Genomic DNA, 22,930 nt, shown 5'->3' on the forward strand with positions numbered 1-22,930 from the left:
GCACAGAATTAGCCGAAGTTCTGGAGAACGGGGAACGTCTCAAGCAACCAAAAGCTGATCCGGGTAAAATCGCCTGTCAGGAACAAAATACCCGTGATGATCAGGAACACGCCCATCACTTTTTCCACCGTCCCGAGATGCTTTTTGAAATTCTGGAAGAAGTTCATAAAAGGTCGGATGGCCAAAGCGGCAGCCAAAAACGGCAGCCCCAATCCCGCGGAATAAACAGCCAACAGCCCTGCGCCTTGCCACGCGGTTTCTGATGTGCCCGCAATAGGCAGGATTGCCGCCAAAATTGGCCCAATACATGGCGTCCAGCCAAGGGCAAAGGCCAAGCCGAGCCCATAGCCACCCAGCGGCCCAGTGGCCGTAGTTGGTCCGCTCATCCGCGCTTGGCGGTAAAGCATATTGATCCGCAAAAGACCGAGAAAATGCAAACCCATCACGATGATGACGATACCTGCCAACGGCACCAACCAATCCAGCGCAGACCGCAACGCGCTGCCCAAAAAGGTGGCTGACGCGCCCATCAAAATGAAGATGGTTGAAAAGCCCATGATAAAGAAAAGCGATGTGGTGACTGTCCGCCACCAGACCTTGCTGCCCGTGTTGCCCTCATCCTGCAGCTGCTCAAATGTCGTGCCCGCCATATAAGACAGATAAGGTGGCACCAGCGGCAACACGCAAGGGGACAAAAAACTCAAAACGCCCGCACCAAACACAACGGGTAGGCTTATGGAAATCATCGCAAAGTCCTTCGGCGAGATTCAAAACTATGCTCTTTTGTACCTGTTAGTCCATCTTTGCAAGCGACCGAATGTCGCTTTAACGCAATTGTGAGAAGAGGTGATATTTCACCCTTTAGGCAATTGGCTTTTGACAAGCAGTGTGCTACCTCGCTTGCCATATCCCAAATATAGATGGCTAAAGATCAGGGGAGCCCCCAAATGAGCCAATTGCCAATCAAGATTTCCCCCTCCATTCTTTCCGCTGATTTCGCGCGTTTGGGCGATGAAGTGCGCGCCATTGATGAAGGCGGCGCCGAATGGGTGCATGTGGATGTGATGGACGGCCACTTCGTGCCCAACATCTCCATCGGCCCCATGATTGTGGAGGCCATTCGCCCCGTGACCAAGAAAATCTTGGATGTGCATTTGATGATCGCCCCTGCAGATCCTTATCTGGAAGCATTTGCCAAGGCTGGGTCAGACATCATCACAGTGCATGCAGAAGCGGGCCCACACCTTGATCGCTCATTGCAGGCCATCAAATCCATGGGCAAAAAGGCCGGCGTCTCCCTCAATCCATCGACCCCTGTCTCGGTGATTGAGAACGTGATTGACCGTCTCGACCTTATTCTTATTATGAGTGTAAATCCGGGCTTTGGTGGCCAGTCTTTCATTCCTCAAGCGCTTGAAAAAATCATGCAGGCCAAAGCTTTGATTGGCGATCGCCCGATCGATCTTGAAGTTGATGGTGGCGTGACCGCGGATAATGCGGAAGAAATCGCCCGTGCAGGTGCCAATGCTCTTGTTGCTGGCTCTGCGATCTATAAAGGAAACGACCCTGCCACTTATGCGCCGCGTATCAACGACATCCGGCGCGCAGCTGAATTAGGTCTGCAAAGCCGATAGTAAAAAGGCTTATTATATTATGTCCATGAGAAATTGGCTCTTCTTTGTCTTCTTCTCTCAGCCCGTTGCCCTTGGCGCCTGGCTCCCACGTATTCCTGAAGTGCAGGAGAAACTGGCCCTCAGCCCGGCTGAATTGGCCGTGGCGCTTATCGGCGCCCCCATTGGCACGCTCAGCGCCTTGCTGGTGGCTGGCCGCATCGGCGATTTGCTCGGCGCACAAAAAACGATGCTGATTTTCTATCCGCTGTTTTTCCTGGCGATGGCCTTGCCGTTTTTGGCCAATTCTCAAGTCAGCCTGTTCATCTCACTCGCGATCATGGGGGCCACGCTGTCCATTCTTGAGCTGGGCATGAACGTCTCCGCAGATCTTTATGAAAAGCAACGCAAAAAGCTGGTGATGAGCCGCGCTCACGGCCTGTGGAGCCTTGGCTTGATGACGGGCACGCTTGTCGGTTCCGCATCTGCAGCGGTCCGCTTTGACCCGTTCCTGATGGAAATTGCCATATTTGCGGTCTTGGTATTGCCCAGCCTTTATGCGGTCAAGCAGGTCAATCTGGACCAGCCAGTGCTCGACCCAAAAACAGTGCAAAGCCGCAAATCGGGCTTCACCATGCCGCATATTTTGCTGCTCGGCATATGCTTGTTCACCTTTGGCACCACATTGACTGAAGGTGCCGTGGCCGATTGGGCCGCGATCTTTATGCGCGACGTGCACAGCGCTTCACCCGGTTTTGCAGGTTTGTCGCTCACCGTATTTACGCTGGCTGCAGCCCTCACCCGCCTCACTGGCGATAAATTGCGCGAGCATTTTGCCACCAGCGATCTGGCCCGCACCTTGGCCATTATTGGCGTCATCGGCTTGGGCATTATCTATTTTGCCCCCAACGCCTTACTCGCTCTGCTCGGCTTCGCCCTTCTGGGCTGTGGCATTGCCCTTGGCTTTCCGCTGGCGGTCACCGCTGCGGCCAACGCCCCGGGCAAAAGCTCTGCCAGCAATGTTGCCGTCCTCACCTTTTTGGCCCTCAGCGGGTTCTTGGTGGGGCCCATTTCCATTGGCTTTGTTGCCGAAGCGACCAACATCAAAATTGGCCTCATGGTCATCACCCCAATGTTGGCCCTCAGCGCCGTGCTTGCCAGCACGCTAAAGTCGTCCTCCTCTAAATCCCAAAATAGCGAAAGCCAAACCACATGATCCCCCGTTATTCACGCGATGAAATGGTGTCCATCTGGTCACCAGAATCCAAATTCCGCATTTGGTTCGAAATCGAAGCCCACGCCGCCTCTGCCCAAGCCAAGCTCGGCATTGTGCCCGATGATGCCGCAAAAGTGGTTTGGGAAAAGGGCGAAAACGCTCAGTTTGATGTGGATCGCATTGATGAGATCGAACGCGAAGTCAAACATGACGTGATCGCGTTTCTTACTCACTTGGCTGAGATTGTTGGCCCTGAAGCCCGCTTCGTGCACCAGGGCATGACCTCTTCTGACGTGTTGGACACTTGCCTTTCCGTGCAATTGACCCGCGCAGCAGACTTGCTGTTGGCCGATATGGACAAGCTGCTCGCAGCCCTCAAAAAGCGCGCCTACGAGCAAAAAGACACCATCACCATTGGTCGCTCACACGGCATCCACGCTGAGCCAACCACATTCGGCGTTAAACTGGCCCAAGCCTATGCCGAATTTGACCGCTGCAAAAAGCGTCTCGAAATCGCCCGCGAAGAAATCGCCACCTGTGCCATTTCCGGCGCGGTTGGCACCTTCGCCAACATCGACCCGTCAGTAGAGCAATATGTGGCTGAAAAGCTGGGCTTGGCCATCGAGCCTGTGTCCACGCAGGTGATCCCGCGTGACCGTCACGCCATGTTCTTCGCCGTTTTGGGTGTGGTTGCCTCATCCATCGAACGTTTGGCCACCGAAGTGCGTCACTTGCAGCGCACCGAAGTGCTGGAAGCAGAAGAGTTCTTCTCCAAAGGCCAAAAAGGCTCCTCCGCGATGCCGCACAAGCGCAACCCTGTCTTGACCGAAAACCTGACTGGTTTGGCCCGCATCGTGCGTGGCATGGTCACCCCAGCGCTGGAAAACGTTGCCCTTTGGCACGAGCGCGACATCTCACACTCCTCTGTTGAGCGCATGATCGGCCCAGACGCGACCGTCACGCTCGACTTCGCATTGGCCCGCATGACCAACGTGATCGAAAATCTGGTCGTGTACCCAGAAAACATGAAAGCCAATATGGACAAGCTGGGCGGCTTGCACAATTCGCAACGCGTTTTGTTGGCCCTCACCCAAGCCGGCCTGTCTCGCGAAGATAGCTACCGCGCTGTGCAACGCAACGCCATGAAGGTGTGGCGCGGCGAAGGCGAATTTGCCGCCTTCTTGAAAGCGGATGAGGAAGTGGCCAACGCCCTGAGCGATGCGCAAATCGATGATATGTTTGATGATGGCTACCACCTCAAACATGTGGACACAATTTTCGCCCGCGTCTTCGGCGAATAAGCACTCCAAAGCCCGGCATTTTTGCCGGGCTTTTCTTCGATCAGCACTTTTGATCTTGGCATTTCAAATTATGATATGCACCAAACATCAGACCGTAACTGTCTGAAATATATTCAATTCCCCTTCAAATTCACATTCAATAAAACGAATTACTGGCCCACTTCTTCTTCGTATGGAAAATGTGCCTGCTTGACCAAACTCGTCGGCGCTGTCCTAATCGCCGCCAAACACCAACTTGATCCCCGGACCGACCTCGATGCCCCTGAAAGACTTTTTCCTCGCCCTGCTGGTTGTGGCCATATGGGGCTTTAACTTCGTTGTGATCAAGGTCGGTGTGGAAGATGTCCCGCCCCTGCTATTGAACGGAATCCGCTTTTCGCTTGTGGTGCTGCCCTGGATATTTTTTATCAAAAAGCCCAAGGCAAGCTGGTCGCTGATCATCGGGTTCGGCATGTTCCTGGGCGTAATTCAATTTGGACTTTTGTTCACCGCCATGAAATGGGGCGTCAGCGCGTCGCTGGCCTCTATTGTGCTGCAGTTGCAGGCCTTTTTCACCATCCTGTTTGCGTTTCTGCTGTTGGGCGAAAAACCCAAAAGCTGGCAGATCATGGGCGCCTTTATCGCCTTTTCCGGCATCGGCATCATCGCCGCCGAGCGCTATAATGGCGGCGCCCTAGTGCCCTTCTTGATGTGCGTTGCCGCTGCCTCATCCTGGGGTCTGGCCAACATCATGACCAAAAAGGCAGGTCAAGTGGACATGCTGAATTTCGTGGTCTGGGGCAGCCTCGTGCCGCCCATCCCGCTTTTCATTCTCTCGTTTATGCTGGAAGATCACACAGCGATTTGGACCAGCTTGACCGAACCAAAGCTCACCGCCATCGGCGCGGCCCTCTATCTGGCCTACCCCTCAACCATTTTGGGCTTTGGCATCTGGAACCAGTTGCTGAAAAAGCATCCAGCGAGTCTGGTCGCGCCCTTCTCGCTCATGGTGCCGGTCTTCGGCGTCTTGTCCGGGGCGATCTTTTTGGGCGAAAGCATGAACAGCGCCGCCATTATTGGCGGCACCATCATCTTGCTGGGGCTGATGCTGAATGTGTTTGGCGGCCGCCTGTTGGCCAAACGCGCCGCAGTCTAAGCCGCCAGCGCGTCAAACCGCTCAGCAAAGCTCGTCATCATATCGGCCCAGGCATTTGGCGCTTCGAACGCCGCCTTCATCTCTGCCGCCCGATCGCCATAGTTCTCCAACAAACGGTGCGCCAGCGTCACTTCGGTCATATCGCCTTTGTTTTCAAAGGTCACATAGACCTCGGTATCCAGCGCCTCATCGCGCGCCCAGTCAGCCGTGAGTTGCCAACACAACAGCAAATGATCGCCCCGTTCAAAACTCTTCACATAGCCCCAGTCAGCCTCATTGCCCTGCCCATCATGCTCGAACCAGCGCCCCTGGGGCTTAAGCTCCACCACCACATCCTGCACCTCATTTTGCAGGATGGAGTGGCTCTTCGGCCACCATTTGCCCATCCGCCCCACAAACACGTCAAACGCCTTCCCCGCATCTGCGGGCACCATAACGGTTTTGGTAACGCTCATCGTCTCAGTCATTTTCTCCCTCCCTGAATTCCGCTTGATAATTGGCCAAGGCCTCATCCCAGAATTGATCCATCCAACGCCGCAACCCTGCCAATCCGCGCTGATCGGCAAAATAGATTTGCCGGGTCCCTTCCTTCTTGGCCCCCACCAGCCCCGCATCCCGCAACACTTTTAAATGTTGCGACACAGCCGGGCGGCTCACAGGCAATCTGTCGGCCAAAAGTTGTACATGGCTTGGCGTTCTCGCCACCAACTCAAAGACCTGTCGTCGTGTCGGGTCTGCCAATGCGTCCCATGCCTGCTGTTCCATCTTCACACCTTCAGTTAGCTATTGCTTACGGTAAGTGTAAACTTACTATTTGTCAATATTTTTCGATACCAGCGCTTAAAACGATGATTTTTCCTTGCGCCACAACATAAAAATCGGCATCACAGAGATATGAAAATCGCTGAAGCAGACATATTGATTGTGCCCGGTTTGGGCGGCGCCAGTGCCGATCATTGGCAGACCAACTGGGTGAAAAAGATGCCCACCGCACAATTGGTGGAACAAGAAAACTGGACCAATCCGGACCCGGAAAAATGGGCCGATAAACTGCATCATGCCATTATGATGTGCACTCGTCCTGTGGTGTTGGTGGGGCATTCTCTTGGCGTGCACACCATTTCACGCACCGCGCAAAAACTAACGGACACCAAAGTCGCTGGGGCTTTTTTGGTGGCGCCCCTAGATATTGAAAACAACAAGAACGTCTCTAAGAAGTCGCAAAAATTCGCACCAATCGTGCAAGATCCATTGCCCTTTCCCTCGCTGATGATTGGCTCAAGCAATGATCCATTTTGCGATGTGGAAGCGGCCGCGCAGATGGCAGCGGCATGGGGCGCCAATTTCAATAATGCAGGCGAAATCGGCCATGTGAACCCGAAAGCCGGCTTTGGCCCTTGGCCCGAAGGCTTGATGGCATTTGCAAATTTGATGCGGCGGATCTAGGCCGAGCTAGCCCGCACTTCGGGTGGGCCACACGGGATGGTGCCGGTCAATCTTGATTTCATGACTGTGCACGATCTCCTCATGCCGATGCAGATGTGCATGCGGCTCTTCCCCTTCCCATCCCTCATGTTCATGCTGGTGATGCTCCCCATGAAAATGCACATGATCGTGGTAGAGTTCTTCATGCTTATGCTCAAGCGGCGCATAACTCTCCTTGGGCCAAACCCGCGCGCCCAGCAAAAGCGCGGCGGCACATAGGACCGCGATCAACACCAATGTATTGCCCATGCCCACAACGTTTGGCAAAAACCCGGCAGTCGGGTAGGCCAACAGCCAACAGGCGTGCGACAAAGCAAATTGTGCAGACAATAATTTGGGCAAATCTTCTTCATTGGCCGAGCGTTTAAACACGCGCCCAGCAGGCGTTTGCACAAAACTATACCCCAAGCCCAATATCGGCCACACCAACAGCATCAAAGCGTAATTGAACCAACCGAAGCCGAGCGCCACAAGGCCAATGCCCGCCAACAAAGTAACTGCGCCCCAAAACATCACGTTGCGGTCACCAAACCTGCGCGCCAATGGCGGCACCATAAATGCAGCCAACAACGAGCCACCGCCAAATGTCGCCATGGCCAACGCCAACGCACTTTCGCCTAAGCCAAACTGCTCCCGCACCAACACAACGCTGTTCACGATCACCATCGCCCCGGCAAACGCCACCACCAAATAGAGCAGCAACACGCCTCGCAATCGCGGTGTTTTTAAATAGATCTGAAAGCCTTGCGTCAGTTTGCGACGAAACGGGTCGCGCTTTTCTTCCAGCAACAAGGGCGGCACCGAGGCACTCAGCACCAACAGCGCCGACAGCAAAAACGCGATAGAATTGGCGGCAAAGAAGCTTTCAAAGCTCACAAACAACAGCAAAATGGCCGCAATGGTGGGGCTAAGCAAATTCTCTAGATCGTAAGCGACGCGCGAAAGGCTCAAGGCTTTGGTATAATCATCGTCGTGGTCAAACAATTGCGGAATGATCGACTGAAAAGTGGGGGTAAAGCCAGCAGAGGCAGCGTTGAGCAAGAACATCAACACATAAATCTGCCAAATCTCCGTAACGAACGGCAGCGCCATCACGCAAAGCGCCCGCACCACATCTAGCCCAATCAACACCTGTTTGCGCAGCGCACCGGGGATAATTGCCGAAATCACCGGCGCGATAAAAATATAGGCGATCATCTTGAGGGTGAGCGCGATGCCCAGCACCTGCCCCGCGGCTTCACCGGCCAATTCATATGCCAAAAGTGCTAAGGCAATAGTGGTTAAACCTGTGCCTGCCAATGCGATCACTTGTGCACTATAGAGCTTTCTGTAGCTCACATTCGACAACACACCAAAACCAATTCGCATCACTCATCTCCCTTAGCGTGCACGTTTCCAGAAAATCACGCAAAATAAAAGGCCCGAACGGATGTCCGGGCCCTAAAGCGTTCAATAATCGTGCAAAAGCCTAGCTGGATTCTTTAACTTGCATTTCGGCTTTCAAATAGAGCGTGCTCATCTTTTCGCGCAAATCTGCTTCGGAAACATTCACACCAGCCGCTTTAAAGTCGCCGCTTACTTTGCGGTAAACGTCTTCGTCGCCTGCTTCTTCAAAATCAGAAGCCACCACTTCGGTAACATAGGCGCTCACGTCTGCATCGTCAGTTTTGCCCAAAAGGCCAGCGGCCCAAAGGCCCAGCAACTTGTTACGACGAGCTTCAATTCTAAACTTCAGCGCCTCGTCATGGGCATATTTGGCTTCTTCTGCCTTTTCGCGATCGTCAAATCCGGCCATTTTGGTCTCCGTGAAATAAAAGGGACTGCCCCTTAACAAAATCTCTTGCACCGAGATAAAGCCAAAAGCTCCGAAAATCAACGATTCTGCAGCTCAATCTTCGATGAATCTTCAATTTCGTGGCAATTGGCCGCTTAAAGTTGACATTAAACACCAAAAGACTGAAAGAATGCGGTGAAAATTGATTAAAGGCTTGCTTTTTACCCCCAAAAAGGGACATGAAGCGGCCATACATACATTTCAGGAATCGTGGGTATTAATCATGAGCCGTCGGCGTCGCCTCTATGAAGGCAAAGCGAAAGTTCTCTATGAAGGTCCAGAGCCTGGCACCCTGGTGCAGCATTTTAAAGATGATGCCACAGCTGGCAATGGCGAAAAGCACGAAGTGATTGACGGCAAAGGCGTGTTAAACAACCGCATTTCCGAATTCATCTTCACCCACCTGAACGAGCTGGGCATCCCCACACACTTCATTAAGCGCATGAATATGCGCGAACAATTGATCCGCGAAGTTGAAATCATTCCACTGGAAGTGGTGGTCCGCAACGTCGCTGCAGGGTCAATTTGCAAGCGTTTGGGCGTTGAAAGCGGCACCCGCCTGCCCCGCTCAATCATTGAGTTTTATTATAAAGACGACAAGCTCAACGATCCGATCGTGGCTGAAGAACACATCACTGCTTTTGGCTGGGCCAACCCGCAAGAACTTGATGACATCATGTCCATGGCCGTGCGGATCAACGACTTTTTGTGCGGCTTGTTCATGAGCGCGGGCATCCAGCTTATTGATTTCAAGATCGAGTTTGGCCGTCTTTATGAAGAAGACACCATGCGCATCGTTCTGGCGGATGAAATCTCGCCTGATAGCTGTCGCCTGTGGGACATCAAAACACAGAATAAGCTGGATAAAGATCGGTTCCGCCAAGACCTGGGTGGCCTTGTGGATGCCTATCGCGAAGTTGCTCAACGATTGGGCATTCTTTCAGAAGCGGATAACGCGTTGGCCACTGGCCCACGCCTTGTAAAATAGTCAAAAATCGAGATTTGAATACATGCACGCACGCATCTTTGTAACACTTAAAAATGGCGTACTTGACCCGCAGGGCCAAGCAATTGAAGGCTCTTTGTCGAGCTTGGGCTTTGAAGGGGTTGACGCTGTTCGCCAAGGCAAAATCTTTGACGTGAAGCTGGAAGAAACAGACCACGAAGCGGCGAAAGAAAAGCTGGCCCAAATGTGCGAAAAGCTCTTGGCCAACACAGTAATTGAGAACTACTCAATCGAGATCGTCGACTAATTAACCAAACATTTTTTAACGATTGTAGCGGCATTGTGCGAGCAATGTGGCGACAATCGCGTCTACAAGACAAATCAAATCGTCACAAACAGTTGATAGGGACGGCACGGATACTCTACGTGACCGGATGGATAAGACATTATGATTAAACGGCTTTCACTAACTGCCGGCTTTTTTCTTGCTTTGGCAATCATGGCAGGCGCGTACGGAACGGTACCGATCTCTTAAGCCATTTTTTGGGCGATCACATCGCCTCTAGCGAACAGAAATAAGGGGCCGAATGGCCCCTTTATCGTTAACAAATACTGTAAAACTTTAACTTTTAATCTGATAAATTAACCTCAAATTTCATAAATATCACCGCGCGACACAGTTTTCGTTTTTTTATTTACCCCTCCATTGTATAACACCTTCAACTATACTTGATAGGGCGGGAATAGATGACAAACACAAAACGTTTAGATTGGGTCGATGCAGCCAAGGGGATATCTATCCTCCTCGTGGTGATGTTGCACTCAACTTTGGGCGTGGGCGCAGATGCCGGGCAAATTGGCTTCATGCATTATGCAGTTGCCTACTCTGCCCCCTTCCGGATGCCTGAATTCTTTTTGATCTCAGGATTGTTCCTGTCTTACGTGATAGCGCGCTCTTGGGGGCGCTATGCCGATCGGCGCGTGGTTCACTATCTCTATTTCTATGCGCTGTGGGCCCTGATCCAGATGTTTTTCAAAACCGTCATCGCATCGGGCGATATCGCAGGCTTTTTCTCTGGCATCTTCTTCGCGCTGTTCGAACCCTACTCCGTATTGTGGTTCATCTATATGCTGGCGTTCTTCTCAGCCGCCACCAAATGGCTGTACAATAATCATGTCCCCCACTGGTTGGTACTTGCTGTAGCCGCTGTGCTGCAAATGCTGCCAACACCCAACGATAGCGCTGTCATCGCCTATTTTGCGGAATATTACGTGTTCTTCTATGCGGGTTATGCGCTGGCACCACAAATCTTCAAACTGACCGGTTGGGCACAGAATCATGCGTTGTTGGCCACGCTTGGGCTTGTCGCTTGGGCGGGCATCAATTTCGGCCTCGTCTTCTGGCCAACCGCCGACATACAACCAGACCATGTCACCCCTGGCTTCGCCTCCTGGCCCGGCATTCATTTGATCCTGGCCTTTATGGGCGCCACCGCCATCTGCGTGTTTGCAGCATTGTTGGCGCGGTTTAACTTGGCTAAGCCCCTCGCATGGGTGGGTGAACGCTCATTGGCCGTCTATGTCGCCTTTGTCATCCCAATGGCAATCGTCCGCACGATCCTCTTCAAAATCGGCGTCATCAACGATGTCGGCGCGATCAGTCTGCTGGTCATTATCGCCGCGGCCACATCTTCATTGATTGTCTATGAGATCATCCAGAAAATCGGATTTGGCAAGTTTTTGTATACCCGTCCTGAATGGGCAAAACTTGAGGCAGGCCGGGAAAAACCTGACCAAGCGATCAAAAACAGTGCTCCGGCTGAGTAGTTTTACAAAAAAACCAGTATTTCTTTGAAAAAAGCGGCGCGAGACCTCTCGCGCCTCTTGCTTTTTGGGGGCTTTTTGAACCATTAAGAGCCAAACCCAACCGCATCTTTTCGCGCCCATAGCGCAGATGCAAATTGTGCCTTTGCACACCGAAAAGGAATCACGCTCATGAAGTCTGCAGTGATTGTCTTCCCCGGCCTCAACCGCGACAGAGACATGATCGCCGCACTTGAAAAAGTGACGGGAGAAAAACCACATCTAGCTTGGCACGGCGATAGCGACTTACCAGACGTTGATCTCGTGGTGGTTCCCGGCGGTTTCTCCTATGGCGATTATCTGCGTGCTGGCGCCATTGCCGCTCGCTCGCCCATGCTGAAGCGGGTAAAGGAACATGCAGATCGCGGCGGGTTGACCTTGGGCGTGTGTAATGGCTTCCAAATCCTCACTGAAACGGGCCTCCTGCCCGGCGCTTTGATGCGGAATCGGGATTTGAAGTTTTTGTGCAAAGTGATTCATTTAAAAGCAGAAAACACAACTTCACCGTTCACCTCAGCCTATAAGGGCCACGAGGCATTCCCATGCCCCATCGCCCACCATGATGGCAATTACTTCATCGATCCGGACGGCCTGAAAGCCCTTGAAGACAACAGCCAGATCGCTTTCCGCTATTGTGATGAAAACGGCAATGTCACCCTTGAAGCCAATCCGAACGGATCCATTGAAAACATTGCAGGCATCACCAACAAGCAAGGCAATGTGTTGGGCATGATGCCCCACCCAGAAAACCTTATCGAAGCAGCCCACGGCGGCATTGAAGGCCGCTACATCTTTGACAGCCTAGTGGCAGCGGTGGCGTAAATGTTGAAAAATCAGAATATCGAAATCACCCCTGAATTGATCGCCAGCCATGGCCTCAATGAAGAAGAATACGCCAAAATCCTTGAGCTGATTGGCCGCGAACCCACTTACACCGAGTTGGGCATTTTCTCTGCCATGTGGAACGAGCACTGTTCTTACAAATCCTCAAAGAAATGGCTGAAAACACTGCCAACAACTGGCGACCGTGTAATCCATGGCCCCGGCGAAAATGCAGGCGTTGTGGACATTGATGATGGTCAGGCCGTGGTGTTCAAAATGGAAAGCCACAACCACCCCTCTTACATTGAGCCTTATCAAGGCGCAGCCACAGGCGTTGGCGGCATTTTGCGTGATGTGTTCACCATGGGTGCCCGCCCCATTGCGGCGATGAACGCCCTGCGTTTTGGCGCACCGGATCACGAAAAAACCCGCCACCTCGTATCAGGCGTTGTGGCTGGCGTTGGAGGCTATGGCAACTCCTTCGGCGTGCCCACCGTAGGCGGTGAAGTTGAGTTCGACCCACGCTACAATGGCAACATCTTGGTCAATGCGTTCGCCGCGGGCCTTGCTGATGCCGATAAAATCTTCCTTTGCGCCGCCAAAGGCGTTGGCTTGCCCATCGTTTATCTCGGCGCCAAAACCGGCCGCGATGGCGTGGGTGGCGCGACGATGGCGTCTGCCGAGTTCGGCGACGATATTGACGAAAAGCGCCCCACTGTTCAGGTCGGTGATCCGTTCACCGAAAAATGCCTGCTCGAAGCCTGTCTTGAGCTGATGCAAACCGGTGCCGTGATTTCCATTCAGGATATGGGCGCAGCGGGCCTTACCTGCTCTGCCGTCGAAATGGGCGCACAAGGCAATCTAGGCGTGGAGCTTTATCTTGACGATGTGCCCACCCGCGAAGAAGCGATGACAGCTTACGAAATGATGCTGTCTGAAAGCCAAGAGCGCATGTTGATGGTGCTTGACCCTGAAAAAGAAGATGTGGCCAAAGCCATCTTCCACAAATGGGATCTCGACTTCGCCATCGTCGGCAAAACCACCGACGATCTGCGCTTCCGTGTCATCCATGAAGGCACCGAAGTTGCTAACTTGCCGATTAAAGATCTGGGCGACGAAGCCCCCGAATATGATCGGCCGCGTGCAGCCTATCCTGCCCCGTCAGCCCTTGGCGAAATCGACAGCAATATCGATGTCGCCCAAGCCCTATTGACCCTTGTCGGCAACGCCAACGGCGCATCGCGCCGCTGGGTATGGGAACAATATGATCATCTGATCCAAGGCAATTCTGTGCAAGTGCCCGGCGGTGACGCGGGCGTGGTGCGCGTGGAAGGTGCAGACGGCAAAAAAGCCCTCGCTTTCTCCGTAGACGTGACGCCACGCTATTGCGAAGCCAACCCGCGTGAGGGCGGCAAGCAGGCTGTAGCCGAATGCTGGCGCAACCTGTCCGCCGTTGGCGCACTGCCCTTGGCCTCAACCGACAATCTGAATTTCGGTAACCCCGAAAAGCCAGAAATTATGGAACAGTTCTCGCAAGCCATTCTCGGCATTGGCGATGCCTGTCGCGCGCTTGAGTTTCCAATCGTCTCTGGCAACGTGTCGCTTTACAACGAAACCAACGGCATTGGCATTCTGCCCACCCCCGCCATTGGCGGCGTTGGCTTGCTGAAAGATTGGGCAAAAATGATGACTCTTTCCTTCAAGGAAGAAGGCGAAGTGATTCTTTTGATTGGCGAAAAAGGCACCCACCTTGGCCAATCTGCCCTGCTGCGCGATTGCTTCAACCGCATTGAAGGCGATGCCCCAACCGTTGATCTCGACAAAGAAGCCAAGCATGGCGCATTGATCCGGGAACTGATCAATCAAGAACAGCTCACCGCGTGTCACGATCTCTCGGATGGTGGCCTTGTGGTGGCGTTGGCTGAAATGGCCATGAAGGGCAAAATCGGCGCGCAGCTTGAGCTTTCAAATGATCTGGGTGAATTGTTCGGTGAAGATCAAGCCCGCTATATCGTGACGGTAAAATCTGATAATCTTGAGTCGGTTCTGGCCGCTGCCAAGGCACAAAATGTGCCGGTGACCCAATTGGGCACCGTAGGTGGCGATAAGCTGGAAGCAAAAGATATATTTGCCGTATCGGTGGCGGAACTTAGTGATTTCCATGAAAGCTGGTTCCCAGACTATATGGCAGCAGAAGCGGCGCAATAGCCGCCTGATTGGAGATTGTTGTTTATGTCTATTGGTACCGCTGAAATCGAACGTTTGATCACTGAAGCCATTCCAGGCGCAGAAGTGAATGCGGATACAGATGACGGCCATCACTATACCGCTATTGTTGTGGCAGAAGCCTTCCGCGGCAAATCCCGCGTGCAACAGCACCAAATGGTCAATGCAGCACTAAAACAAGTGCTGGATAGCGGCGAACTTCACGCCCTTGCCTTGAAAACAAACGCACCGGAATAGTTCCGGTGCGGTCCATTCTTTTCGATGTGGATGGCGTGGTCATCCACTCCCTGTTTCACCAAGACCCCGCGCGTCAACGGGTGTGGAGCCAGCACATTGAAATGGATTTCGGCATCAGCCGTGATTCATTCAATGAATTTTTCCGGCTGAATTACGCTGAAATTGTTACCGGCAAAACCTCCATCGTCACCGCAATGGATGCCTTCTTGCCGACCATCAATGCAGGCCACATCAACAGCCTTGATCTGCTTGAATATTGGTTCAAAAACGACACCCCGGTGAACCGTCAGCTCCTCGACGGCATCAAACAACTCAAGCAAAAAGCCGACGTCAAACTCTACCTCGCCACTAATCAGGAGCACCTCCGCGCTTTCTATTTGTGGCACGATCTCAAACTCGGGCACATCTTTGACGATATGTTCTACGCCGCCCGCCTCGGCGTCGCAAAACCCGATCCGGCCTTTTTCAAAAAGGTAGATCAACTGCTTGGCCCGCAAACCGAAAAACCATTATTTTTTGACGACGGGCAAAAAAACGTAGATGCTGGGGTAGCGCAAAATTGGGATGCCGCCCTTTTTGTGTCGGAAGATGACTTTTTCAATCACCCGTGGGTGAAAGACCAGTTGATTGTATGAAATACAAAATCGTCCCTATTGGCGAAAATCATTGGGCCCAACTACCCGAAATTCACCGGGCCGCTATTTTTGCTGTGAAGGACGATTATTACGACCAAAAAGCCCTAGAAAGCTGGGCGCACGGCCTCAAGCCTGAAGGCTACAAACATTCAGCAGACGATGGCGAAATCTTCAATATCGCAATAGATGAAAATGAAGTGCCTGTGGGGTTTTGTGGCTATCGCGGCTACGAAATTATGGCGCTGTTCGTCCACCCCGCGCATCAAAACAAAGGCGTTGGCACAGCGTTGATCAACAAGGCGCTTGAGGAGATTTTGAAGGGGCGGCCTGAAAAAATCACCCTCACCTCCAGTCATCCCGCATTGAGCTTCTTTCAAAATGAAGGCTTTCACGTCGTCAAAGAGCGTGAAGAGATCACACGTGGCGGGGTCTTTATTCCCGTTTATGATATGGAAGCCCTGCTCCAACGTCCGCCCCATGAGGGGCACGAGCTCGAATTGATGCTGGCAGGGGCAAAAAAACTCTCCTATTTCGCCGACAATGATCCCGAAGAAACTTTTCGCCCCTATGTTTTGAGCGGCCGGATCAAGCGGTATGTGTGGCAAGCACATACGGATCATTTGGAGAAGAGGATGCGTGAAAGCGGGCAAATCGACATTGTGCCGGTCACGCCAATTATCTATTATTTGCCCCACGCCGAGACAGAGAAAGATCGCTTGGTTGAGCTGCTCACAAAGCATCAAATCTATGGCGAACATGATGTGAAAGACGAGCGCGAGATGGGCGAGCTTCTGGACTATCCGCCCTATGCCGTTAAGGCCTTTATGGAGCGAATGCGCGCCCTGCGACAAAATTGATGAGACTGATCCTCGACATTTAATCCTGTCTGTCCTATTTAGGCACAGAACTGGTCACCTTGTCGGGCCTTAACCCCGAATGTAAAGGAAACAAAAAATGAGCGACATCAACGCATTTATCGACACCCAAATCAAAAACAATGACGTGTTCTTGTTTATGAAAGGCACGCCTGACTTTCCTCAGTGCGGTTTTTCTGGCCAAGTTGCGCAAATTTTGAACTATTTGGAAGTTGAATATGCCAGCGCCAACGTGCTGGAAAGCGACGAATTGCGCGAAGGAATCAAGCAATTCTCAAATTGGCCAACCATTCCGCAGCTTTATGTAAAAGGCGAGTTTGTTGGCGGTTGCGACATTATTCGTGAAATGGCGCAAGAGGGCGAATTGCAGCAGCTTTTGGCCGACAAAGGCATCAAAGCCAAACAGGCCAGCTAATGACCCGTATTTGGAATGTCTATCTTTCGGGCGAAATCCACACCGATTGGCGTGCGGAAATCCAAAAAGGCTGCGAATCTGCGGGCCTGCCCGTCGAGTTTTCCGCCCCGGTAACGGATCACGGTGCTTCGGATGATTGTGGCGTCGCCATTATGGGCGAAGAGCCAAACAAGTTCTGGCACGACCATAAAGGCGCCAAGCTCAACGCCATCCGCACGCGCTCACTTTTGGGCGAAGCAGACATTGTCGTTGTGCGCTTCGGCGACAAATATAAGCAATGGAACGCTGCGTTCGACGCTGGCTATGCGGCCGCACTCGGCTTGCCGTTGATCGTGATGCATGGTGACGAGCACCAGCACGCGCTCAAAGAAGTCGACGCTGCGGCACTTGCCGTGATCGATACACCCGCTCAAGTGGTGCAAATTCTCGATTACGTCATTAATGGCAAATTGCCCGCTTAAAGAATCTTAGCCCTGACGGCAATTGTGCTGTCAGGGCTTGCCAATTGGTCAAACCTATCGCATCAATAAAGCAGTTCATTTATTTGCGATGTTTGATGCGTTTAAAACTCAATCCAAATACCAATTATATCGAGTTTGTGCTGCTGGCCGCCACATTGATGGCGCTCAACGCCGTGGCCATCGACATCATGTTGCCCGCCTTGCCCGAAATCGCAACCTCGCTGGGTGCCATTGGCGACAATCAGCAACAATTGGTCATCACCTATTATCTGATCGGCTTTGGCATTAGCCAATTGTTTTATGGCCCCCTGTCAGACGCGATTGGTCGCCGCAACACCGCCTTTATTGGCATTCTCATCTTCTTCGTCCCCGTCGCCCTTGCCTCCTTTGTCAGCGACTATAATTCGCTTTTGGCGCTGCGGCTAATTCAAGGGCTCGGCGCGGGGGCTTCCCGCGTGATCGCTTTTGCCGTCGTCCGCGATGTGTTTGAAGGTAAAAAACTGGCAAAAACAATGTCCCTGATCGTCATGGTCTTTATGTCCATGCCCATCGTTGCCCCCAGCTTGGGCCAATTGCTGATCTTGTTTTTTCCATGGCAAAGCGTTTTCGCCTTTATGGCGATCATGGCCGTGGTGACGCTGCTTTGGGTGTTTTTGCGCCTGCCAGAAACGCTTTCAATTGAAAACACGCGCGCCTTTCGGCCCAAAATTATCTATGAGGGGTTCCGCATTGTTTTCACCACCCCCTCTTCGCTTTTATTTGGCATGGCCCATGCTTTGTTGCTTGGCGCCATTATCGGCTTTTTGGGCACATCACCGCAGATCTATTTAGAGATTTACGACCTTGGCCCAATCTATCCGTTGATGATTGCCCTCACCGCCACAAATATCGGCATCGCATCTTTGATCAATTCAAGGCTGCTCGATCACTTTGAAATCCATAAAGTTGCCCTTGCCGCCAGCGCCGCTTTTGCCACACTGGGCGCCATATGGCTCGGTTTTTCACTGACCATGGGTGTTTTGCCGCTGTGGCTGCTGGTTTTGCTGCACCAACCGATCAATTTCTGTTTCGGCCTCGCAGGGATCAATCAAAACACCATGGCGATGATTCCGATGAAACGGGTTGCGGGAACCGCAGCGTCAGTACTGGGTTTTATTTCCAGCGCCGGCGGCGCAGTCGTGGGCGCCATTATCGGCAGCTTTTACAATGACACTGTGGCGCCAATTGCAGCAGGTTTTATGGTCGTCGGCGTGCTTGCCTGCATTTCCAGCATGTTGGGTACGCGCATACAGCCCGCTACGCCCCAACCCACCAACGTGCCAGTAAAATAATCAAGGGCAGCGTGAAAAATGACGCGGCCGTTTGCACGGTGGCGATTGACGCATAAAGCTCAGCATCGCCGCCCATTTTTTTGGCCAACACATAACCATTCATCGCCGTCGGCACCCCGGCACTGATCATCAAAATGATAAACGCATCGCCCGTCACCCCAAACAGCACGGCAAAGCCAAACATGATCAACGGCACCAAAACCAGCTTGCCCACCAGTGCAACCCCAACAACGGGGCTCGGCTTCAACGCCGCACGCAGGCTCAAACCCGCGCCCAACGCCAGCAAGGAAATGCCCAATGCTGCACGCCCCAGCAAATCAAGAAACGTCAATATAGGGTCCCACACTGGTATGCCCGCGAAATTGACCACCATGCCCACAACACAACCCAGCAGAATCGGATTGCGAGCAATTTGCTTCAACACGTTGAAATAGCTAAATTTATGCTTGTCTGAAAAGATAGATAAAACGGTTACATTGACCAATTGCAGCACCGGCACCAGCACCACGAATGCCACAGCGATCACCGCCAATCCTGGCTCACCAAAAAACTTCAGCACCAATGCCATCGCGATAAAACCGTGCCACCGGGTCACGGTTTGGAACAATGTTGAATATTGCGGACGACCAAGCCGCATGGTTTTGCGGAAAAAAGGGTAGAGCACGAGCATGAGGGCCGAGATTGTCAGGATCATGCCCAGCAACACATAGAAGATTTTATCGAACTCAATGGTGCGCAAATCGGTGTTGATCAGGGTGCTTGCCAGCAGCGACGGGAAAAGAATCCAAAAGCACAGCTCATCCACCACCTGCCATTTACTCGCCTCAACAAAATTGAACCGACGCAGCAAAAAGCCCAACACGATAACCGCGAAAACAGGCAGAATACTTTCAAACACACCCAGCATAGGCACTCCTTGGTTGCTAGTGAACTATGCCGCTTTGATCGTCTGGTCAACCAATTGGTCAAACCTATTGCGCTTTTTTGTCACTGGTGGCATGATTAAATCTAATTCCCTAAATCAGCTTCGCGAATCCTCCCAACTCTTCGTTCGGCCAAACTCCTATTCAGGTGATCAATGAAAATTGCAAAACTAAACCCTTCCATTAACCGGATTGAGTTTATCGGTCTGGCTGCGTTGATTATGGCCCTTAACGCTCTGGCCATTGACGTGATGCTCCCCGCTTTGCCCATGATTGGCGAGGCGATGCAGGTTGAGGCCGAAAATCACCGCCAATTTATTGTCACTTTCTTTTTGATCGGCTTTGGCTTTTCTCAGCTTTTCTTTGGCCCCTTATGCGACGCCATCGGCCGCCGCGCCACGTTCCTTATCGGCGTGACCATTTATATTGCTGCCGCGATTGGCGGTGCGATGACGACCGATCTAAACGCGATGCTGTTCATGCGCGTCATTCAAGGCCTGGGTGCGGGCGCATCCCGCGTTGTGGCACTTTCTATGGTCCGAGATTGCTTCGGCGGTCGTGCCATGGCCGAAGTCATGTCCTTGATCATGATGGTGTTTATGATCATGCCCGTGCTTGCCCCAACTTTCGGCCAGCTGATTATCCTCTTCGGCCCCTGGCAGTTCATCTATTTCGCCATGGCGTTGATTGCGATTTTTGCCGCGATTTGGACCATTTTGCGCCTGCCTGAAACCTTGGCGCCTGAAAACCGCCGTGCATTCCGTCCAAAAATCATCATTGAGGGATTTGCCATCGTTTTCTCAAACCGGATGGCACTTTCATACGGGCTGGCCAATATGGTGGCGCTGGGCGCACTATTTGGGTTTTTGGCGCCCTCACAGCAAATTTACGGCGAACTATATGGGCTGGGGCCTTGGTTCCCAGCGGCATTTGCCGCCATCGCCACGGTCATGTCGATCGCCTCATTCACCAACTCGCGTATGGTGGGCCGCTTTGGCATGCGCAAGCTCTCACATAGCGCCCTGATCGGCTTTATTTCATTGAGCTTGCTCTGGTCGATACTTGCCTATCTCAATGCCCTGCCCCTATGGGCTTTTATGGCCATTCAAGCGCCCGTCATGTTCCTGTTCGGCCTGATGGGCACCAATTTCAATTCGCTCTCCATGGAGCCATTGGGCCGCGTGGCTGGCACAGCCGCCTCCGTGTTCGGCTTCATGCAAACGGTAGGCGGCGCCTTGCTCGGCACATTTATCGGCCAGGCCTACAATGGCTCGGTACTGCCAATCGCGTTGGGCTATGTCATTTTGGGCAGCATAAGCATGTGCTTCGTTCTTGTTGCCGAAAAGGGAAAATTGTTCAAACCGCAATTTGATCCAATCACCTGAACCTCGCCATCGATAAAATCCAAACATAGATTTGGGCGATCAAAAATTGTGATTTGCCCATTTCAATGCATCAAGGCAAATTATCGGCATTAATCTTGCGAGCACGAATATGAGCACAACAAACCTCACCACCCCCCTCGGCGCGATCCGTACGCCGCTTAGTTTTATCATCATTGCAGGCTGCTTGATCGCGATGATGTCGTTTGGCGTGCGTTCCACGGCAGGCTTGTTCACCTTGCCCCTCACCTCTGAGTTTGGCTGGTCGCGGGAAACCTGGGGGCTGGCTTTTGCCGTGCAAAACCTGATTTGGGGTTTGATCCAGCCCGTCGCAGGTGGCTTTGCGGATAAGCACGGCACCGCCAAAACCCTGATCATCGGTACAATAATCTATGCGTTGGGCGTATTGCTGCTGGCCTATGGCGGCACCGAACTGACCCTATTCCTAGGCGCTGGCTTGTTGATGGGGCTTGGTATCGGCACAGCATCATTCGCCGTGGTCATGGCCGCATTTGGGCGCGCCGTACCGGCCGAAAAGCGCAGCTTTGTCTTCGGCATTGCCACAGCCGCCTCCTCCGCCGGTCAATTTGTATTCGCCCCCGTGGGCCAACAATTGATCAACGGCTTTGGCTGGCAAAACGCCCTTTTGATTTTTGCCATCACCCTATTGGCCATCATCCCGCTATCGTTCTTCTTGCGCGGCAAAACTGAACATCAGGCAGATGATGGGCGCGACATGCCGCTTTTCGAAACATTGCGCGAAGCCTTCAAGCATCGGTCTTATGTGCTGCTTGTGGCAGGCTTTTTCGTGTGCGGCTTCCATTTGGCCTTTGTCACCGTGCATATGCCGGCCTATTTGGTGCAATGCGGGCTAAGCCCCACCGTGGGCAGTTGGGCGCTGGCATTGATTGGTTTGTTCAACATTGTCGGATCACTCGGCGCGGGTTATCTCGCTGGGCGCCTGCCAAAGCAGTTCTTGCTGGCCAGCATCTATCTCAGCCGCGTTGTCATCACCGGTCTGTTCCTCTTGCTGCCCATCACCGAGTGGACAACATATGTTTTTGCCGCCGTTACAGGCCTCTTGTGGCTGGCCACGGTGCCGCCTACAGCAGCCCTCGTCACTAATTTCTTCGGCCCGAAATATATGGGCATGCTATATGGGTTCGCCTTCCTGTCACACCAGATCGGCTCGTTTTTCGGCGTTTGGCTCGGCGGCGTCAGCTTTGATCTGACCGGCAATTATGATTTGGTTTGGTATTTGGGCATGATGATTGGCTTGCTTTCCGCAGCGCTGCACCTGCCTATTCGCGAAAAGCGGGCGCCACACTTTGCGGTCATCGCGCCAGGCGAATAATTATTGCGGATTGATTTGGCCAAAATCGAAGAGGTCCGCATCCAACAAATGGCTTGCATTCACATTTTGCAGGGCCGCAAACATGCGGTCCTTGCGTCCCGGCGATTTCTTTTCCATGTCCGCCAGCATCTGCTTCATCATTTGCCGCTGCAGCCCATCCTGCGACCCGCAAAGGTCACACGGGATGATCGGGAACTGCATACCGTCAGCAAATTTTTGCAGATCTGACTCCTCGCAAAGGGCAAGAGGCCGCAGCACCGCAAGGTCACCTTCATCATTTACCAGCTTGGGCGGCATGGTTGCCATTTTGCCGCCGAAAAACATGTTCAGCAAAAAGGTTTCCAACATATCGTCGCGATGGTGCCCTAAGAGCAACGCCGAACACCCTTCCTCACGCGCAATGCGATAAAGATGGCCCCGGCGCAACCGGGAACATAAGGCACAATAAGTGTTTCCTTCCGGCACCTTGTCGGTGACGATGGAATAGGTGTCGCGATATTCTATGCGATGCGCCACCCCTAAATCATTTAAATAGTTGGGCAATACGTCTTTTGGGAAATGCGGCTGCCCCTGATCAAGATTGCAAACGAGAATATCTTGCTCAATCACCCCGCGCATTTGCAACTCGAGCAACAGCGCCAAAAGGCCATAGGAATCCTTGCCTCCCGATAGCGCCACCAACCAACGCCCGCGCACCTCATGCATATGATAGGTGTTGAGCGCAGTTTCTACCTGCCGCAGCAATCGCTTACGCAATTTGCCGAACTCCACAGATTTCGGCATATCGGCAAATATTCGGGAAATTGGAGTTGTGGCTTGATCCATGGGCTTTGCTCTAATTGTGACCTGCGCCACCCTTAGCCCCATTTTCACATAGAA

25 protein-coding genes are annotated in these 22,930 nt (G+C 52.6%); 18 read left to right on the forward strand and 7 right to left on the reverse strand.

The window, feature by feature from the left end; all coding sequences use genetic code 11:
• Positions 1–8 precede the first annotated feature (8 nt).
• The gene (locus G549_RS0106135) at positions 9–746 is read right to left on the reverse strand and encodes a cytochrome c biogenesis CcdA family protein (RefSeq protein ID WP_027834290.1); all 738 of its coding nucleotides are present in this window, start codon (positions 744–746) and stop codon (positions 9–11) included.
• Between the two features lie 201 nt (positions 747–947).
• On the opposite strand from G549_RS0106135, the gene rpe reads away from it, so the two are divergent.
• The 4 genes from rpe (at position 948) to G549_RS0106155 (ending at position 5,262) form a co-directional block, all read left to right on the forward strand.
• Complete coding sequence (rpe, locus tag G549_RS0106140; protein WP_027834291.1) at positions 948–1,634, forward strand: ribulose-phosphate 3-epimerase; 687 nt, start codon at positions 948–950, stop codon at positions 1,632–1,634.
• Between the two features lie 19 nt (positions 1,635–1,653).
• Positions 1,654–2,826 carry an MFS transporter gene (locus G549_RS19240; protein WP_051213495.1) on the forward strand — a complete coding sequence of 391 codons (1,173 nt, stop codon included), beginning with the start codon at positions 1,654–1,656 and terminating at the stop codon, positions 2,824–2,826.
• Positions 2,823–4,127: an adenylosuccinate lyase gene (purB, locus tag G549_RS0106150; RefSeq protein WP_027834292.1), complete on the forward strand. Its 1,305-nt coding sequence runs from the start codon at positions 2,823–2,825 to the stop codon at positions 4,125–4,127. The genes G549_RS19240 and purB overlap by 4 nt, the downstream gene beginning before the upstream one ends.
• A 256-nt stretch (positions 4,128–4,383) precedes the next feature.
• Positions 4,384–5,262: an EamA family transporter gene (locus G549_RS0106155; RefSeq protein ID WP_027834293.1), complete on the forward strand. Its 879-nt coding sequence runs from the start codon at positions 4,384–4,386 to the stop codon at positions 5,260–5,262.
• Here the strand turns inward: G549_RS0106155 and G549_RS0106160 are convergent.
• Together G549_RS0106160 and G549_RS0106165 are read right to left on the reverse strand one after the other, a co-directional pair.
• Positions 5,259–5,729: an SRPBCC domain-containing protein gene (locus G549_RS0106160; protein ID WP_027834294.1), complete on the reverse strand. Its 471-nt coding sequence runs from the start codon at positions 5,727–5,729 to the stop codon at positions 5,259–5,261. The genes G549_RS0106155 and G549_RS0106160 overlap by 4 nt on opposite strands.
• A complete protein-coding gene (locus tag G549_RS0106165; protein ID WP_027834295.1) occupies positions 5,722–6,027 on the reverse strand; it encodes an ArsR/SmtB family transcription factor in 306 nt (101 codons plus the stop codon). The genes G549_RS0106160 and G549_RS0106165 overlap by 8 nt, the downstream gene beginning before the upstream one ends.
• Before the next feature lie 129 nt (positions 6,028–6,156).
• On the opposite strand from G549_RS0106165, the gene G549_RS0106170 reads away from it, so the two are divergent.
• Positions 6,157–6,708: an RBBP9/YdeN family alpha/beta hydrolase gene (locus G549_RS0106170; protein ID WP_027834296.1), complete on the forward strand. Its 552-nt coding sequence runs from the start codon at positions 6,157–6,159 to the stop codon at positions 6,706–6,708.
• A 6-nt stretch (positions 6,709–6,714) separates the two neighbouring features.
• On the opposite strand, the gene G549_RS0106175 is transcribed toward G549_RS0106170, so the two are convergent.
• Both G549_RS0106175 and G549_RS0106180 read right to left on the reverse strand, forming a co-directional pair.
• Positions 6,715–8,115, reverse strand: coding sequence for an MFS transporter (locus G549_RS0106175; protein WP_027834297.1), 1,401 nt, complete (start codon positions 8,113–8,115; stop codon positions 6,715–6,717).
• Between the two features lie 100 nt (positions 8,116–8,215).
• Complete coding sequence (locus tag G549_RS0106180; protein WP_027834298.1) at positions 8,216–8,542, reverse strand: DUF1476 domain-containing protein; 327 nt, start codon at positions 8,540–8,542, stop codon at positions 8,216–8,218.
• A 262-nt stretch (positions 8,543–8,804) separates the two neighbouring features.
• On the opposite strand from G549_RS0106180, the gene purC reads away from it, so the two are divergent.
• The 11 genes from purC (at position 8,805) to G549_RS19260 (ending at position 18,392) form a co-directional block, all read left to right on the forward strand.
• Positions 8,805–9,569 carry a phosphoribosylaminoimidazolesuccinocarboxamide synthase gene (gene purC / locus G549_RS0106185; protein WP_027834299.1) on the forward strand — a complete coding sequence of 255 codons (765 nt, stop codon included), beginning with the start codon at positions 8,805–8,807 and terminating at the stop codon, positions 9,567–9,569.
• 22 nt (positions 9,570–9,591) lie between these two features.
• Positions 9,592–9,834: a phosphoribosylformylglycinamidine synthase subunit PurS gene (purS, locus tag G549_RS0106190; protein ID WP_027834300.1), complete on the forward strand. Its 243-nt coding sequence runs from the start codon at positions 9,592–9,594 to the stop codon at positions 9,832–9,834.
• Positions 9,835–10,274: 440 nt separating this feature from the next.
• Entirely contained in the window at positions 10,275–11,354 is a 1,080-nt protein-coding gene (locus G549_RS19245) for an acyltransferase family protein (RefSeq protein ID WP_036221593.1), read from the forward strand.
• A gap of 168 nt (positions 11,355–11,522) precedes the next feature.
• Positions 11,523–12,212, forward strand: a complete 690-nt coding sequence (purQ, locus tag G549_RS0106200) for a phosphoribosylformylglycinamidine synthase subunit PurQ (RefSeq protein ID WP_027834301.1) — start codon at positions 11,523–11,525, stop codon at positions 12,210–12,212.
• Positions 12,213–14,420 carry a phosphoribosylformylglycinamidine synthase subunit PurL gene (gene purL, locus G549_RS0106205; protein ID WP_027834302.1) on the forward strand — a complete coding sequence of 736 codons (2,208 nt, stop codon included), beginning with the start codon at positions 12,213–12,215 and terminating at the stop codon, positions 14,418–14,420.
• A gap of 24 nt (positions 14,421–14,444) precedes the next feature.
• Positions 14,445–14,675, forward strand: a complete 231-nt coding sequence (locus G549_RS0106210) for a BolA family protein (protein ID WP_027834303.1) — start codon at positions 14,445–14,447, stop codon at positions 14,673–14,675.
• Positions 14,676–14,680: 5 nt separating this feature from the next.
• A complete protein-coding gene (locus tag G549_RS19250) occupies positions 14,681–15,310 on the forward strand; it encodes an HAD-IA family hydrolase (RefSeq protein WP_051213497.1) in 630 nt (209 codons plus the stop codon).
• On the forward strand, positions 15,307–16,167 hold the full coding sequence (locus G549_RS19255) for a GNAT family N-acetyltransferase (RefSeq protein WP_036221596.1): 861 nt from the start codon (positions 15,307–15,309) through the stop codon (positions 16,165–16,167). The genes G549_RS19250 and G549_RS19255 overlap by 4 nt, the downstream gene beginning before the upstream one ends.
• Positions 16,168–16,264: 97 nt before the next feature.
• Entirely contained in the window at positions 16,265–16,600 is a 336-nt protein-coding gene (grxD, locus tag G549_RS0106225) for a Grx4 family monothiol glutaredoxin (protein ID WP_027834304.1), read from the forward strand.
• Positions 16,600–17,061 (forward strand): YtoQ family protein, encoded by a 462-nt coding sequence (locus tag G549_RS0106230; protein WP_027834305.1) that lies wholly within the window; start codon positions 16,600–16,602, stop codon positions 17,059–17,061. The genes grxD and G549_RS0106230 overlap by 1 nt, the downstream gene beginning before the upstream one ends.
• A gap of 95 nt (positions 17,062–17,156) precedes the next feature.
• The gene (locus G549_RS19260) at positions 17,157–18,392 is read left to right on the forward strand and encodes a multidrug effflux MFS transporter (RefSeq protein ID WP_051213498.1); all 1,236 of its coding nucleotides are present in this window, start codon (positions 17,157–17,159) and stop codon (positions 18,390–18,392) included.
• Here G549_RS19260 and G549_RS0106240 read toward each other — a convergent pair.
• Positions 18,358–19,299, reverse strand: a complete 942-nt coding sequence (locus G549_RS0106240) for an AEC family transporter (protein ID WP_027834306.1) — start codon at positions 19,297–19,299, stop codon at positions 18,358–18,360. The genes G549_RS19260 and G549_RS0106240 overlap by 35 nt on opposite strands.
• A 171-nt stretch (positions 19,300–19,470) precedes the next feature.
• Between G549_RS0106240 and G549_RS0106245 the strand changes: the two genes are divergently transcribed.
• Positions 19,471–20,700, forward strand: a complete 1,230-nt coding sequence (locus tag G549_RS0106245; RefSeq protein ID WP_027834307.1) for a multidrug effflux MFS transporter — start codon at positions 19,471–19,473, stop codon at positions 20,698–20,700.
• A 109-nt stretch (positions 20,701–20,809) separates the two neighbouring features.
• Positions 20,810–22,051, forward strand: coding sequence for an MFS transporter (locus G549_RS19265; RefSeq protein WP_036221599.1), 1,242 nt, complete (start codon positions 20,810–20,812; stop codon positions 22,049–22,051).
• Here G549_RS19265 and ttcA read toward each other — a convergent pair whose 3' ends face one another.
• The gene (ttcA, locus tag G549_RS0106255) at positions 22,052–22,876 is read right to left on the reverse strand and encodes a tRNA 2-thiocytidine(32) synthetase TtcA (RefSeq protein WP_027834308.1); all 825 of its coding nucleotides are present in this window, start codon (positions 22,874–22,876) and stop codon (positions 22,052–22,054) included.
• Positions 22,877–22,930 lie beyond the last annotated feature (54 nt).

Source organism: Maritalea myrionectae DSM 19524 (assembly GCF_000423365.1).
Lineage (GTDB): Bacteria > Pseudomonadota > Alphaproteobacteria > Rhizobiales > Devosiaceae > Maritalea > Maritalea myrionectae.

Bases quoted from the DNA above. Each gene is read 5' to 3' on its own strand.
- G549_RS0106135 (WP_027834290.1), bottom strand. From the start codon at position 746: ATGATTTCCATAAGCCTACCCGTTGTGTTTGGTGCGGGCGTTTTGAGT.
- rpe (WP_027834291.1), top strand. From the start codon at position 948: ATGAGCCAATTGCCAATCAAGATTTCCCCCTCCATTCTTTCCGCTGAT.
- G549_RS19240 (WP_051213495.1), top strand. From the start codon at position 1,654: ATGTCCATGAGAAATTGGCTCTTCTTTGTCTTCTTCTCTCAGCCCGTT.
- purB (WP_027834292.1), top strand. From the start codon at position 2,823: ATGATCCCCCGTTATTCACGCGATGAAATGGTGTCCATCTGGTCACCA.
- G549_RS0106155 (WP_027834293.1), top strand. From the start codon at position 4,384: ATGCCCCTGAAAGACTTTTTCCTCGCCCTGCTGGTTGTGGCCATATGG.
- G549_RS0106160 (WP_027834294.1), bottom strand. From the start codon at position 5,729: ATGACTGAGACGATGAGCGTTACCAAAACCGTTATGGTGCCCGCAGAT.
- G549_RS0106165 (WP_027834295.1), bottom strand. From the start codon at position 6,027: ATGGAACAGCAGGCATGGGACGCATTGGCAGACCCGACACGACGACAG.
- G549_RS0106170 (WP_027834296.1), top strand. From the start codon at position 6,157: ATGAAAATCGCTGAAGCAGACATATTGATTGTGCCCGGTTTGGGCGGC.
- G549_RS0106175 (WP_027834297.1), bottom strand. From the start codon at position 8,115: ATGCGAATTGGTTTTGGTGTGTTGTCGAATGTGAGCTACAGAAAGCTC.
- G549_RS0106180 (WP_027834298.1), bottom strand. From the start codon at position 8,542: ATGGCCGGATTTGACGATCGCGAAAAGGCAGAAGAAGCCAAATATGCC.
- purC (WP_027834299.1), top strand. From the start codon at position 8,805: ATGAGCCGTCGGCGTCGCCTCTATGAAGGCAAAGCGAAAGTTCTCTAT.
- purS (WP_027834300.1), top strand. From the start codon at position 9,592: ATGCACGCACGCATCTTTGTAACACTTAAAAATGGCGTACTTGACCCG.
- G549_RS19245 (WP_036221593.1), top strand. From the start codon at position 10,275: ATGACAAACACAAAACGTTTAGATTGGGTCGATGCAGCCAAGGGGATA.
- purQ (WP_027834301.1), top strand. From the start codon at position 11,523: ATGAAGTCTGCAGTGATTGTCTTCCCCGGCCTCAACCGCGACAGAGAC.
- purL (WP_027834302.1), top strand. From the start codon at position 12,213: ATGTTGAAAAATCAGAATATCGAAATCACCCCTGAATTGATCGCCAGC.
- G549_RS0106210 (WP_027834303.1), top strand. From the start codon at position 14,445: ATGTCTATTGGTACCGCTGAAATCGAACGTTTGATCACTGAAGCCATT.
- G549_RS19255 (WP_036221596.1), top strand. From the start codon at position 15,307: ATGAAATACAAAATCGTCCCTATTGGCGAAAATCATTGGGCCCAACTA.
- grxD (WP_027834304.1), top strand. From the start codon at position 16,265: ATGAGCGACATCAACGCATTTATCGACACCCAAATCAAAAACAATGAC.
- G549_RS0106230 (WP_027834305.1), top strand. From the start codon at position 16,600: ATGACCCGTATTTGGAATGTCTATCTTTCGGGCGAAATCCACACCGAT.
- G549_RS19260 (WP_051213498.1), top strand. From the start codon at position 17,157: ATGCGTTTAAAACTCAATCCAAATACCAATTATATCGAGTTTGTGCTG.
- G549_RS0106240 (WP_027834306.1), bottom strand. From the start codon at position 19,299: ATGCTGGGTGTGTTTGAAAGTATTCTGCCTGTTTTCGCGGTTATCGTG.
- G549_RS0106245 (WP_027834307.1), top strand. From the start codon at position 19,471: ATGAAAATTGCAAAACTAAACCCTTCCATTAACCGGATTGAGTTTATC.
- G549_RS19265 (WP_036221599.1), top strand. From the start codon at position 20,810: ATGAGCACAACAAACCTCACCACCCCCCTCGGCGCGATCCGTACGCCG.
- ttcA (WP_027834308.1), bottom strand. From the start codon at position 22,876: ATGGATCAAGCCACAACTCCAATTTCCCGAATATTTGCCGATATGCCG.